Source organism: Halomonas sp. OfavH-34-E (genome assembly GCF_024124525.1).
Classification (GTDB): Bacteria; Pseudomonadota; Gammaproteobacteria; order Pseudomonadales; family Halomonadaceae; genus Halomonas; species Halomonas litopenaei.
In genome coordinates this window covers 72,106-86,745 of the sequence record NZ_JAMXRY010000008.1, presented here as the reverse complement: position 1 = coordinate 86,745, position 14,640 = coordinate 72,106, and the positions used below count along the sequence as shown (strand labels likewise).

6 protein-coding genes are annotated in these 14,640 nt (G+C 64.5%); 1 reads left to right on the top strand and 5 read right to left on the bottom strand.

Annotation, left to right across the window (positions count from 1 at the left end; all coding sequences use genetic code 11):
• The first annotated feature begins 2 nt into the window (after positions 1-2).
• On the top strand, positions 3-1,055 hold the full coding sequence (locus tag NH448_RS05665) for a glycosyltransferase (protein WP_045992416.1): 1,053 nt from the start codon (positions 3-5) through the stop codon (positions 1,053-1,055).
• Between the two features lie 415 nt (positions 1,056-1,470).
• On the opposite strand, the gene NH448_RS05660 is transcribed toward NH448_RS05665, so the two are convergent.
• From NH448_RS05660 to NH448_RS05640, 5 genes are all read right to left on the bottom strand, one after another.
• Positions 1,471-2,814, bottom strand: a complete 1,344-nt coding sequence (locus NH448_RS05660; protein ID WP_045994844.1) for an aminotransferase class I/II-fold pyridoxal phosphate-dependent enzyme — start codon at positions 2,812-2,814, stop codon at positions 1,471-1,473.
• Entirely contained in the window at positions 2,811-10,316 is a 7,506-nt protein-coding gene (locus NH448_RS05655; RefSeq protein ID WP_253028493.1) for a type I polyketide synthase, read from the bottom strand. The genes NH448_RS05660 and NH448_RS05655 overlap by 4 nt, the downstream gene beginning before the upstream one ends.
• Positions 10,313-11,926, bottom strand: coding sequence for an LTA synthase family protein (locus NH448_RS05650; protein WP_052704529.1), 1,614 nt, complete (start codon positions 11,924-11,926; stop codon positions 10,313-10,315). Before NH448_RS05650 ends, NH448_RS05655 begins: the two co-directional genes overlap by 4 nt.
• Positions 11,927-12,029: 103 nt before the next feature.
• On the bottom strand, positions 12,030-13,292 hold the full coding sequence (locus NH448_RS05645) for a capsular biosynthesis protein (RefSeq protein WP_045994842.1): 1,263 nt from the start codon (positions 13,290-13,292) through the stop codon (positions 12,030-12,032).
• A 415-nt stretch (positions 13,293-13,707) separates the two neighbouring features.
• A complete protein-coding gene (locus NH448_RS05640; protein WP_045994841.1) occupies positions 13,708-14,307 on the bottom strand; it encodes a histidine phosphatase family protein in 600 nt (199 codons plus the stop codon).
• Between the last annotated feature and the right edge of the window lie 333 nt (positions 14,308-14,640).

Below are 14,640 nucleotides of genomic sequence, written 5' to 3'. Positions count from 1 at the left end.
CCATGGCCCGGGGTTCTGGCATTTGTGGTTCTCGCTGGCTGTTGCTGAGTGATGGGGCTCTGCCCACCGAGGACATCTACTTCATGGCGACGGCTGCGCCCTGGCTTCGCTATGCAGGTGCGACAGTGACTCGCCTTGATACCCGTCGGTGGGCGTCTCCTCTGCTGTGCTGGCCCTGGCTGGATCGCACCTTGGCCGGGGCACAGATCATCGTTTGTCGAAGCCTGTCCGAAGCCTGGATCGATCTGCTGGAGACGCGCCGAGCCCAGGTCGCCAGCGTACATTACCTGCTGGATGATGATCTTGATGCTGCCGCCAGGGATCCTGGCTTACCGACGGGCTATCGTGAGCGTATGGGGTGGGTGTCGCGCCGGATTATGCCCAGGCTGCTGGCCCTGGCCGACGAAGTCGTCGTACCAAACGAGGAGCTGGCGGCACGAATCAGGCCGCGCCACTCCCGGGTGGTGACGCTGGCACCTGCGCTGCTTTTTTCCCCGGAGATGGCCACCCCCGAGGCAACATCGACGGGATGGCGATTGGGTTACCACGGTACGCGGGCCCACCGGCGGGATCTGGAGCAAATCAGCTCGGCACTGGTCAGCGTTCTCGAGGCCCACTCCGGTTTGATGCTGGAAGTGGCAATGGGGCGCTACACTCCGCAATCCTTGCGTCAGCATGATCGTGTGGGCGCGCTCGCCCCCATGGCCTGGCATACCTATCTGAGGCACTTGAAAGGTTCGCGGTTGCATCTGGGGCTGGCTCCCTTGTGGCCGACAACGTTCAACACTGCCAAGTCCCATATCAAGTTTCTGGAGATTGCCGCCATGGGTGGTGTGGGTCTCTTCAGCAGACGTGCCCCCTACAGCAATATCGTGAGCGACGGAGAAGATGGACTGCTGGTCGATGATGATCCCGCGGATTGGCAGCGCTGCCTCGTCCGGTTGCTGGAGTCTCCGCGGGAAACCCATCGCATGGCCCAACGGGCGTTGGAAAAGGCCCGGGATATCGGCAGTGCGGCCCACCACCATGCCTTCTGGGGTGAGCGTCAGTGCTGAAACAGACAACAGTTTCCAAGGGAGCAGATGCTGTATAGACAACAGTGATTGGTGCTTCCTTCTCTCCTTCCTCCCCCCTTCCTTTCTAACCTCCTTCCTTCCTAACTTCCTTCCTTTCTTACTCTCTCTTTCTCTCTCTTCCTTATCTAGCCCTGCTTCCTGTTCTTTCATTGAAGTTTGGTACCTATCCCTATCCCTATTCCCTCTCCCCATCCTTGGCCGCCGCTCGCTATCCGCCTTGGAGGTTGGACTGCCTGCAAGGGAGTCTAGGCTCTGTCCGAAAAGTCGACGAGCGAAGGTTAGACAAGGCAAAAATCGGTGAGAAAGCACAGTTTACGGGGTGTAAATGAGCATTTTGATCCGATTTTTAACGCTGTATTACCGAGCGCAGGCACTTTTCAGACGAGCCGTAGCGTTAATCTGAGTTGATCAGCCTTTCCAGGGCCGACAGGGTCTGATCGATCTGGTCCGGCTGGTGCTCGCAGCTGACAAAGAAGCGCAGCCGAGCGCTACGTTCTGGCACTGCAGGGTGCAGGATGGGTTGCACATTGATACCCGCCGCCAGCAACGCATGGGACAGCTTGGCTGCCCTGGCGGAGCTGCCGAGAATAAGTGGCACGATGGCATGTCCCTCGCTGCTGCCGGTATTCAGCCCCAGGGACTGGATACCGTCCAGCAGACGTCGAGCGTTCTGCGTCAGCCTGGCGGTTCGCCAGGGTTCTTCCTGCAGCACTTGCAGAGCGCGGCGTGCTGGTGCGGCCAGTTGCGGTGCCAGCCCGACGCTGTAGAGAAACCCTGGCGCAAGGTAGCGCAGCGTATCCACCAGTGCTTGGCACCCGGCGATATAGCCTCCGCAGGAGGCAAGGGATTTGCTCAGGGTGCCCATCCAGATGTCCACATCTCCCGGAGCCACTCGGCAATGCTGGTGAAGACCTAACCCGGTTGTCCCCAGCACGCCAAGCGAGTGGGCTTCATCCACCATCAGCCAGCAGTGGTGCCTGCGCTTCACCTCGACGAAACGTGCCAGGTCCGGGGTGTCACCGTCCATGCTGTAGTGGCCTTCGATTACCACCAGTACGCGCTCGAAGCGATCGCGATGGTCGAACAGCAGACGATCCAGGGCTTGGGCATCGTTGTGGGGGAAACTCATGCGAGTGGCGCCGGATACGCTGGCGCCCACCACCACACTGTTGTGGATCAGGCTGTCGTGGATGATCAGGTCCCTGGTGCCCACCAGCATGGCGATGGTGGAGACATTGGTAGCGTGGCCGCTGACGAAGGCGAGCGCATCATCACTTTGGTAGCAGTGCGCCAGCTCACGCTCCAGGGCCCCGTGGAAGGGGCGTTCGCCGGCGACAATGCGACTGGCCGATACCGAGGTGCCGTAGTACTCGATCGCCTGATGGGTGGCGTCCAGGACACGTCGATCGCCGGCCAGGCCGAGATAGTCGTAGTTTGCAAAGTTGATGACGTCCTGATCGCCGAGTCGGCTGGTAGCCCCCGCCCTACGCTGATGACAGCGAAAGAAGGGGCTGGTGATACCGAGGGAGTCCCCTAGCGTCCTCATCATGGCGATGCGGCGATAGCCTTCGAGGCTGCGGAAGTCGGTGGTTGCGACGAGTGTTTCGGTCAGCGGGTAGTGCTCTGAGGTTGAAACAGCGCGGTCGATGGGCGTTGCCTGGGCATGACGAGCGCTGTCGATCGCCCTGGCCTGGTTGAGCAGGCGGTCTTTCAATGCCTTCCGGTCATCAGGATTCATGTCACCTCCCGTGCAGGAGCAGGAGGGGAGACTGCGTGGCGGTAGGCCAGCGCAGCGTGTTCGTCGGTTGCATCGAGCTCGGGGCTTTCCAGCAGGTCGCAGATCAACAGGGTGGTGCGATGCAGGGTCGCGGCGTCGGCGAGGGCCAATGCGGACACCTTCACGCCAAGCCGGGTCTCGATGGCCGATACCAGCTCGACGGCCATCAGCGAATCGAAGCCGAACTCGGAGAGCCGGCGCCCACTGTCGATGCGTTCCGGGTCCAGCATCAGGATGCTCGCCAACTGTCGACGCAGGATGGCTTCGACGGCCTTGCGGCGGGACGATTCATCGAGCGCCGATAGATCGAGGTCGTCGTTGCTACTTGCCTGGCGGTCCGCTTCACCGGAGTTCTGGCGCAACTCGATAAAGCGCCGCTGGATGAAGTCATGGTCGATGGCACCGATGACGGTGGCGTTGCTGACGCCTGTCGCGAGTGCCTGCTCCAGCGCGTCCAGCGCCTGCCCTGCGCTCAGCTGCCCACCTCCCATACGCTGGGACAGGGCCTGACGCTTGGTCTGGTGACGAGCCAGAAAGCCGGTGTCCTCGATGATGCCAAGGCTCAGGCAGGTGGCGGGTTTCCCCGCCTGACGGCGCCGCACGGCCAGCGCTTCCAGGCCCAGGTTGGCCGCCACATAGGCGGACTGCCCGGGGCTTCCGAACAGGGTGGTGGCCGAGGAGTAGAGCACAAAGTGCTGCAGGTCGTGATGGCGGGTCAGGCGGTCCAGCAGGATGGCGCCCAACAGCTTGGGGCCCAGTACCGCGTCTAGCTGCTCGCGAGTCAGCTGTCGCGCGAGGCCGTCTTCGATGACGGCGGCGGCGTGAATGACGCCACGCAGCGGTGGGCGCCGGGAACCGCACTCCTCGATCAGTCCAGCCAGCGCCTGCTCATCGGTGACGTCCAGCGCTGGCGCTTCTACCGTCGCGCCCTGTCTTTGCATGGCGGCGATAGCGGCACTGGCCTCCGGGCTGCTGACGCCCGAGCGACTCAGCAGCAGCAGATGGCGAGCGCCGCGCCTCACCAGTCGCTCTGCGCTGGCCAGGCCCAGGCCGGACAACCCACCGCTCACCAGGTAACAGCCTTCGGTATCCAGCGCCAGACAAGCCGGATTGGTAGAGCTATTGGTGGTGTTTCTCGGACCGCCATGCGGGTGCATGGTGGACCTGGAGGCCGAGCCTGTGCGGAGTGTGCCAGGAGAAGGACTGGCAGCGGCTGAAGGGTGCGTCACGATGATCTTGCCGATATGCCGCGCCTGCTGCATATGGCGGAAGGCCTCGACCACTCTGGTGGTCGTGAAGGTGGTATAGGGCAGGGCGCTGAAGGCGCCCTCGGCAAAGCGGTCCATGACCTGTCGGAACAGTTGTCGGGCGAGCGCGGGACGATGTGACAGCAGTTGATCGGAGTCGATGCCGAAGTAGCTCAGGTTGTGACGGAAGGGGCGCAGCCCCATCGGGGTATCCTGGTAGAAGTCTCGCTTGCCAAGCTCGAGAAAGCGCCCGAAAGGCGCCAGCACACGCAGGTTCTGGTGGATGGCGTCGCCGGACAGGGAGTTGAGCACCACATCGACACCCTGGCCATCGGTGTCTGCGAGGATCTGTTCGGCGAAGGCCAGGCTGCGTGAGTCGTAGCAGCGCTCGGCACCCAGCAGGGTCAGCAGATCACGCTTGTGCGGGCTGCCGGCGGTCGCCAGCACTTCAGCCCCTCGCCACCGGGCCAACTGTACGGCAGCCAGACCGACACCGCCGGCAGCGCCGTGTATCAGCACCCGTTCCCCGGGCGATAGCCGAGCCAGATGCTCGAGGCTGTACCAGGCGGTGAGAAACGCCGTGGGCAACCCGGCAGCGGCCACAGGGTCGAGACCTGACGGCACCCTGGCCAGCGAGTCTGCGTCGACCACCAGGTGGTTAGAGAAACAGGCCGACCCCAGCCCGACCACCGGGTCACCAATATCGAACTGGGTGACCCCTTCGCCCAGCGCCTCGACGATACCGGAGAACTCGAGCCCCAGGGTGGCGCCGGAAAAGCCCTGCTCGAGCGCCTCATCGGTGAGCACGCCGAGAGCATACATGACGTCACGAAAGTTCAGACCCGTGGCCAGGACCCTTACTCGGATCTGGTCCTTGGCGAGCGTCGACCGTGCCGGGTGGGCTCGCCACTGCAGGCGCGAGAGCTGACCGGGATGAGCGATTTCCAGGGTCACCCTGGACGCTATTCGGTCTGGCGTGGGGGGTGGTGTGAGCGCTGGCGGTGTGTCGGCGACAGGACGCACGCGCAGTGCCCGGCGATGTCCGTGGTGGTCGATGACCACCTCATCCTCGCCATCGTCGTGATGCAGATCCTGCGCCAAGGCCACCAACGCCGCTTCTCCCGAGGCCAGGTCGACCAGCCGCACACGGGTATTCGGAAGTTCGTTGTCGAGGGCGCGACAGCCCCCCCACAAGCCAGCCTGGTACAGGTCGATATCGGGGGTATCAGCGCCGAACAGCGCGGCGACATCGCGAGTCACCACGACCAGCGTCCCGTGGCGATCCGCCAATGTCCTTGCCCAGTCACCCAGTCGCTCAAGGGCGTCCAGGCCCGCCTGGTGGGTCTCGAGGTCACCGCCTGTCTGCCGAGAGGGTACGGCGGCTCTCAGGTCGACAACTTGCGGGGCGATGACTTTCCGGGCACTCGGCGCTTGCTGCGCGTTCGAGGCGCGCGCTGAGGTGACCTCCGCAAACGAGGACGGGGCGGCAAGCGTCAACTCGAGATCATCGTATGTTACGCAGTGGGCAGCACCCGAGGGCATGTGTTGCACAAGCCGCTCACCCAGAGCACGACTGGCAGCATCCACCACCAGCAAGGTGGCTGCGTCGCGCTGTGCAAGAGGCTCGGCCGAACCGGTCTCGGTGGTGGGGCGAGCGCTTGCCGAGGGCACGGCACTCAGCAGAGTCGGAAGATGGGAGGCCTCTGTCGGGGTGCGCGCCTCGACGCTGAACCCGGCCTCGCTCAGGTGGCGGCAGATCGCCTCGACAGTGGCCGGTCTGGCGTCAGGACGCAGGGAGCCCAGCGCTCGCCACCAACCTGTAGGGGGCAGGACCAGTATCAGCAGTTGCCCGTGCGGAGCCAGGCGCGTCGTGGCCTTGTCGATTGCCTCGATGCTGACTTCGAGATCCGTCGGTGTGCTCACCACCCAGGCCAGCTGGGCGCCGGGGGCGGTAAGGAAGGGGGGCAGCGATGCGGCACCGTTGGACGCTTCGATCAGCGGTTGGGTGCGTTGGCGGCAGCCATCATCTGGGGGCAGGACGTCCACCATGAGACGATCGGGGTCCAGTTTCTGGCTCAACGCCTCGCCCAACCGAGGCGCCGCGCATCCTGCCTCGACCAGATGCAGCCGTTGTGCCGAGGGTAGCGTCGACAGGATCCGGGAAACGCTGGCGAGAACCTCGTCGTGCAGGGCCTGCCACAACGCTTCCGGGATCAGCGAAGCGGCGTCGAGGGGCATCCCTTCGATGTGCTCGATCGAGCCCTCCAGCAGGCCGGGAAGATGCAGGCCAAAACGCCCGAGTGAGCCAAGCAGAGGGAACTGCCGAGGGTACTCCGCCAGCAGCAGCCGCCAGATATCGACCGCCGCAGAAGACGCTTGCACCTCCGAGGAGGTCACTGTCGCGCCTGTCGGGTACTGAGCCAGAAGTCGACGGTAGAGTTCACTATTGCCCAGGCCGTCGCCTTCGATATCGGGCCGAGCGGCGACGAAGGCCTCCTCGAGCCAGGCAACGTTGAGACGCTCGAACAGCAGGCTGAGCTCCTCGAGGTCACGCCCCACTGGGCCTGACATGATGCCGGCAAGGGCATTGGCCAGTCGCCTGCCTTCTTCGCCCAAGGGGGTAGGTACCAGTGGCGCCGGGGTCAGGCGGGTGGTCAGCCACTCGGTGGACGAGGAGGTTGGCAGGGCCAGTGGCGTTGTCGCGAAGCGGACCTCCTCGAGGGCAGCAACGCAACGATGCTTGCGGTACAGCCAAAGGTCGGCGGTGAAGGAGTGTGGTGAGCGTCGCGTAATGACGGCGCGGGCGTGGGTCGGTCGACCGGCGTCCTTGTCGAACTGCATGCGCGACAGGCGCACGGGCAGGTAGCCCTGCGTCGGCGGCGTCTGAGCGTTGTTCATCAGTGGCAGGCACAGTTGCAGGGCGCCATCCAGCAGACCGGGTGGCAACCACCAGCAAGGAGTGTCTTCACTGACGGTGAACTCGCCGATGGCTTCATCGTCCTGGCACCAGATCCGGCCCAGGCTACGGTACTCGCCGCGGTAGTCGAGCCCCATCGACCTGGCGAGCGCCAGGTGGGCGTCGCTGTTTATGCAGGCCTTTTTATCCAGCCAGGTCTCGCCATCCAGGTGCTCCTCACTGGCCGGCACAAGCGGAGGGGCCGAACGCAGCAGACTGCCCTGGCAGGCAGGGGCCAGGCGGGCGCTGAGGTGTAACTGCCAGGCGGCTGCCGGGTCGAGGTCGCGTACCGTCAACTGAACACGCCCCTGATCGGCCAGGGTGAGCCGCGCCAGCTTGCCCACAGAGGCGTCCAGTACCAGTGGCGCCAGGATCTCCAGATCGTTGATTTCGAAGGTGGTGTCTGGCGACGAAGTGATGGCGGCAGCCAGTACCATCTCGACGTGCGCCGCTGCGGCCAGCACCGGTGTCTCCCCGACCCGGTGGTCCGCGAGAGCGGGCTGCGTGGCAACACTCAGACGCTGGATCCACGTCGACTCGTCCGGGGCCTGGCGAGCCCCCAGCAGGGGATGTTCGTCACGCTGCTCCAGCGGGTTGTGACCCAGGCCACTCGGGCGGGTCCAGTGGTGGCGACGTTGCCAGGGGTAGGCGGGGAGTTCGATGGGGGCAAGGGGCCGTTCGAACCAGGGGGAAAAGCCATCCAGGGCTCCACTGAGCCACAGACGCGCCCGTGCTTCGGTGAGTTCGTCCAGGGCCCGGCCCTGGCGTGTCAGGGTAGCGATATGCAGGACCTGATGCCCCCGCAGGCGACACTGCTCCTCGATGTATCGCTTCAACAATGGATGGGCGCCGATTTCCACCAGCACCAAGTCACCGCGATCGATCAGCGACTCGATGGCCTGGCGAAAGCGCACAGGCGCCCGCAGGTTTTGCCACCAGTAGTCAGCGCCGAGGGGGCGGTGGGTCTCGCCACCCTCGACGGTGGAGATCATCGGCAAGCGTGGAATTGATCCGTCCAGATCGGCAAGCGCCTCGAGCAGCGGGGTCTTCAAGCCATCCAGCAGTGGGCTGTGGAATGGGTAGTCCAACGCCAGGCGAAGGTATCGATGGCCCGCGGCCCGCAAGGCGTCTTCCAGTTCGGCCAGCGCCGGCAACGGTCCCGCCAGCGTGACATTCCCTTCGCTGTTGTCCCCGGCCAGGGAAATCTCGGCGAAGCGTGGCTGTGCGAGCCAGGTGGCGATGGTGTCAGCGGAGCAGGACACCGCGGTCATGCCTCCCTGATGACGGATCTTGCCCTGCAGGCGGCTGCGGTGGGCAATCACGGTCACCGCTTCAGCCAGTGATAGTGCGCCGCAGGCCCAGCCCGCCGCGACCTCACCGACGCTGTGACCGACCACCGCGGTGGGCGTGATCCCCGCCTCGTCAAGCCAGGCGGTGATCCCGACCTGAATCGCAAATAGCGCCGGTTGGGCCACCACGGTGTCTTCGAGCAGGGCCGGATCATCGCTGCTGGCCAGTACCTCGAGCAACGAGAAGCCGGCGATGGGCAGGAAGTGCTCATCCACCCGCGCGACGGTATCGGCGAAGGTGGGACTGGTCGAGAGCAGGTCACGCCCCATGCCAAACCATTGGCACCCATTGCCGGTGTAGACGAATACCGGCCCCTGGGGCGCATCCAGGCGTCGCTGGCGCCACACCCTGGGGGCGCTGCTGTGGGGAGCGGTCGTCGTGTCCTTCAGCGAGTCCAGGGCCGCCTTGGCCTCGTCATGGTCCCGCACCAGGGTCAGCGCCTGTTCGTCAAGGCGCTCGCGGTGGTGAACCAGGGTCCAGGTCAGGGCATCGAGGGCTGGCTGGTGCGTCTCGAGGTGGTCGCTTAGCCGACTTGCCAGTGCAGCCAGCGCTTCCTCGTCGTGGGCCGAGACAAGCAGCGGTAGCGGCTGCTCGAAAGAGACTCGTGGCGTCGGTCGCGATCGCACCAGTGACGGTGGCGGCGGCGTGGTCAGCACTACGTGGGCGTTGGCCCCCCCGAAACCGAAGCTGTTGATACCGACGGTCAAGGGGCCGCTTTCGGGGAGCGTCCGCGGTGTCAGCACCACGTCCACATTGGCCTCGTCGAGGTGCAGCTCAGGATTGAGGCGATCGACACCGATGGTGGCGGGGACGAAGCGCTGGGTCAGGCAACCCAGCGCCTTGTAGAGTCCGGCGATGCCGGCCGCTGTCTCCAGGTGGCCGATGTTGCTCTTGACCGAGCCGATCGGCAATGGGTGGTGACGATGTCGCCCAAGGGCCTGGCCGATGGCGGTGACTTCGATGGGATCTCCGACGGCGGTGCCGGTCCCATGGGCTTCCAGGTAGTCCAGTCCGTCGGGATCGATCCCCGCCCGGGCGTAGACCTCGGTCAACAGTTGGGCCTGAGCCTGAGCGCTGGGTACCGTGAGTCCTGACTTGTGTCCGTCGGTATTGGTGCCGCTGGCGGCGACTTCGGCGAGGATGGGGTCGCCGTCCGCGAGCGCCTGATCGAGCGCCTTGAGCACGAAGATGCCGGCCCCTTCCGAGCGCACGTAGCCGTCCGCGTCTTCGCTGAACACGCGACAACGGCCTCGCGGCGACAGCATGCCGGCCTTGGAGAAGGCGACGAAGCCGAAGGGATGCAGGTGCAGGCTGACGCCGCCGGTCAGGGCGGTGTCGCATTCACCGGCGCGAATGGCCTGACAGGCCTGATGAAAGGCTACCAGGGAAGACGAGCAGGCCGTGTCGATGGCCATGCTGGGTCCCTTGAGATCGAACACGTAAGACAACCGATTGGCGGCGATGCTGAAGGTGTTGCCGGTGGCGAACAGATTGCCCAGAGAGGCCAGGTCGGCGGTATGCCGATAGGCGAAGTCAGGACTGGAGATGCCGATATAGACCCCGCAGCGGCTGCCGCGCAGGCGCGAGGGGGGGACGCCCGCGTGCTCGAGCGCTTCCCAGGTCAGCTCCAGCAGCAGGCGCTGCTGGGGATCCATGGTCGCCGCTTCCCTGGGAGAAATTCCGAACAAGTCGGCGTCGAAGCCGCCGATGTCGCCGAGTGATCCGGCGGCGAAGGTCACGCTGGTACCGGGCGAACGACGGTCGGGATGATAGAACCGGCGCCAGTCCCAGCGCGATGCATGCACCTCTGTGACCAGATCCCGCCCCGCCAGCAGGCTCTGCCACAGGGTTTCTCCGGGGACTCCAGGAAAGCGGGTAGCGTTTCCGATGATGGCGACGCGCCTGGTCATAGCGGTTCCTTGCAATGGCGGTGGAGGGAGCGCCCGAGGGAGCCTGTGGCGACGGTCGTGGTCTGGCACCCGATGGAGTGGAGCAGTGCTTCGGCCAGTTGCGACAGGTCGGACGGTGGCTCCGGCCGTCGTGTGGTCTGGGGGCGGTTGCTCCAGATCATGAACGGCGTTGTTCCATTGGGCTCTCCGTGCCAGCGATAGCTGGGAGACAGGATAGGGACGTGGTCGCCATAGGCGCACAACAGGCCCGGGCGCGATTGCCTGGTGAGGGTCGCCGCCAGGGCGCCGAGCATGGCGTCGGTATTGGCCAGGTGATGGAGATAGATATCGAGTTCGTGGGTCACGGCCATGGGGCGCGAGGCGTCGGCAGCGAGCCAGCGCAGTGGATCGGGCGCTGGCTCCAGCAGAAAGGGGCCATGGCTTTCCATGGTGATCACGAACACCATCAGTGGGCGCGGGTCTGGATCATCCAGGGCTTGTGTGACGCGCCTGGCGAGCTCGACGTCGGCGATGAAGGGGCCATCTCGACGGCAATGCCTGAAGCTTTCGATGTCTTCGAATGCCTGAAATCCCAGCCGAGGCATGACCTGGTCGCGCTGGTAGAAGTCACCGGGGTAGGGGTGCAGCACCAGTGTGCGGTAACCCAGGTGGGCGCAGGCACTGGCCAGACTGGGAACCGGCTGGCGGGACAGCTGACGATAGGGATTGAAGCGATGCATGCCCAGAGCATCCTCGTCCAGCCCGCACAGAAAGGCCGTTTCGCTGCGTATGGTGTTGGCGCCCCAGGCTGGCACCTTGAGGTAGCCGTGGGTGATGGACTGCTCGTTCAGGCGATCCCAGTGGGCGAGCACATCCCGGGGTATCTGGTCGTACCAGGGGCGTGGATCGAAGAACGACTCGCCCTGGACAATCACCAGGTGTGGCAGTGACTCCTGGGCGACTGGTGATGGCGGTTGGCGCAGGAGCGCTGGAGCCTGGGTGGTGTCGATGGGGGTACCGGGGAAGCGAGCGTAGGCCCAGAAGCAGCTCCACAGTCCCAGGTGCTGGTGATCTCGGCACGGAACCAGGGTGGCAGCCGGGAGGCGCCGCAAGCCAAGCCCCAGAGTAATGGCTGGACCCAGTGCCAGGCCGCCCAGCAGCAGCGCCATGGAGGATAGGGAGAGCTGATCCAGCAGCCAGGGTTCGAGGAAGACGAAGACCGACACCGCCATCAGGGCGGCGAGGCTGGCACCCAGGGCCAGGCCGATACCGAAGAACGGCAGGTAGAGCCTTGGATGTCGGATGGCATCGAGAAAGTACTCGAAGTCCTGCACCAGGAAGGGCTCCTTCAGGCTCTGCCACTTCGCCTGATGGCTGCGCTGCACCACCCATTGCAGGGTAAGCACCGTGGCCAGGGCCAGCGCACCTCGTTGCAGCACCGCTACGGCTAGTACGTAGCACAGCCCCCAGGTGCCCGCATGGACCAGCCAGGGGGCCAGGGGGCGGTCGCGCCAGTTGCCCAGGCCTCGACAGCCTATGGCGTCTATGGCGAAGCTGAGTCCCGTGCCGAGGGGGAGTCCCAGTACGCACAGGATGAACGCCAGGTCTCGGGACGCGATCCACGTCAGCATCGGCGGTCAGAAAGAAGCGGGCCAGCGAGCCGAGCAGCTACGACGTGCCGCGAGTCGGCCCCTGAAGCCGCCAAAGCCGTATCTGGCACGGGAAAAACAAGGGTCAGGCGGCGGCGGGCAGGCATGACAGTAACTCCTCCAGGGGAGAGCGTTCGGCGACGAGCCGCCTGGCGCTGTGGTGCACACCGAGGCGAATACCGAGGCGGCAGTAGAAGCTGCCGTTGAGCTGAACGGTTCGCAGCAGGGTGGTCCTGAGCGCCTGATACAGGGCGGCGTTCGGTGCCGGTGGATCGTGCCAGAAGCCCGCGGGGACCCGTTGCCGGCCTGTCGCCAGTCCGGGCATGGTGTAAATGGCTTCGCCCAGGGTCAGCAACGGACAGCCGTGCTCCAGGGCCACGAAACCGGAAGTACTGTTGACGGTGATGGCGCCAGTGGCGCTCGGCAGGAGGTGATTGAGGTCACCGCCCTCGATGAACAGTACCCGCCGGTCGATACCCAACTCCCGAGCCAGTCGGCGAGCGCGACGATGGTGTGCGCTGAGGCCGGGGTCGAGAGGGTGGTTCTTGATCAACAGACGTGTCCGGGCCGGCGCGTCACGAGCAAAGGACGTCATGGTTTCTTCGAGTACCCGGGCCATGTCGGGAAAGGGCGAGTGGCAGCGGATCTGGGCGTCGCTGTCCAGTTGCAGCAACAACACGAAGTAGGGCGCTGGCGCCGAAAGAAATGCCTTGATGCGGTTAGCTTCAAAGCCAGCCAGCAGGCGTTTGCGCGTCAGTTGCTGCGTATAGGCGGCGTACTCTCGGGGAGCGCTGACCGGGGCGTGGCCGCGATAGCCCGGGAACAGCAGAGGGTTAAGGACGCCTGCCAGATGGTAGATCACGTCGTGGGTGGCACGGGTCAAGAAGGGACTGATGCAAGGAACGGGAGGCTCTGCCGGCCCGAGACAATGGGCGGCCTCGAAGACCCAGGCCGGGTCCCTGGGAAAACGGGAACATCCGTTGACACCCTGGGGCTCCAGGGTGATCCAGTGGGGACGCAGGTAGCCTTCCTCGAATACATGGACCCGCAGCCATTGACGCTCTGCGGCCTGAACAGCGAGCCGATGCAGAGGGCGCTGGTCGCCGAAGACCACCAGGTCGGAGATTCCCCGTTGACCGAGAAAGTCATCGATCAGTTCGCCAAAGCCTGCGGCGTCGCCACGGTAGCGTTGGCCCCCGAGGCGCCAACGATAGAGCAGGTCTCCACCACACAGGTCGAGCACATGAACACCGTGTCCCTGGTCAGCAAGGGTGCGAGCCAGTTGCGTGAAGAAGGGAGAGCATGGCCCCTGAAGCAGCAGAAACTGACGCGCCTTGAACGGGCCCATGTTCAGACCTCGCGCTCATGCACAAGAGACGCCGGGCGTCGACTCAGGAAAAGAAATGAAGATGCCATCATGCGGACGGGTGGGCTCCTGTGGCAATGAGGAGCATGGGGAATGATCGTTCTCAAGCACCGCTCAAGATCATTTGCCAAGCATTAGTTGAATGGGTCTTTCAGGGGTTACGAGGAACATAGCACGTGCCCCGCCGAGTCCGGCTGACGAACTTCGCAGCGTCGAGCCGGGAAAATGGAAAACTTGCCCACAGTCATTACCGGTGGCATGTAGCGGCACAGCGCCACGGTTCATGGGGGGAGCGGCGGCTTGTCAATAGCCTATCCATAGCGGGTGGAGAACTTTTCCACCGAGTTGTTCACAGCCCTGACAGGGGCGGCTGCAAGAAAGGGGCTGCGAGCGGTAATCAGCGAGCGAAGATCAGCGGCCGGACATCTGCCGGTGCCAGCGGTGGTTGGCTTCGATGCTCGCTCAAGGGTTCACCGCAGGCTGCCGTCAGCAGGATCTGCAGGGGGTCACCATGGCCGACCAGCAGGATGGTGGCATCGTCGAAGCGCTGTTCCAGCGAGATGATCAGGTCGATGAGTCGGCGGGCGACGTCGCTGACGCTTTCGACGCCGTGGGTGCGGTGTTCGGCATTCTCGCTATCCATTGCCCAGACGTCCGCGTAGGCCGGGTCCGGCCCCTGGTCGTAGTCACCGAAGAAGCGCTCTCGCAGGCGCGGTTCAGGGTGTGGGGTGACGTTGAAGTGTTGCCCGACCAGCGCTGCGGTTTCGGTGGTGCGCAGAAAGTCCGAATGGAAGACCTGGTCAGGCGCGGCCAGGTGCCAGCCGGTCAGCCGTTCGTGCAGCTGTTCCTGCCCCTTGGGCGAAAGACCGTAGCCTTCGAGCCCCTGCTCGGGGGAGGAAACGATCAGGCCCATGGCGTTGGCCTGGCTATGGCCGTGGCGCATCAGCAGGTAGTGATTGCGGCAGCGTGGAAAGTCGTTGGCCTCAACGTTTGACATAAAAGTGTCACCTCCTAGATTGAACTCAACGATGTTTGTTTTCGAACATCGCTGCGTCGCTGGCGCTCGTCTTCGCACTTGGCAGAGCCTTCAGCGTAACGCGGGAAGCCTTCAGCCCATGTGGTAGAGCCTTCAGCGTAACGCGGGAAGCCTTCAGCCCATGTGGCAGAGCCTTCAGCCCATGTGGTAGAGCCTTCAGCGTAACGAGTGAAGCCTTCAGCCCATCTGACAGAGCCTTCCCCAAGTCGCCAGTCGTCGACCGCCAGGCTGTCCGCTGCCGCCGGGACCCGCGATGTCGGCTCGACAGGCCGGGGTCGATTCCCACCCTATAAC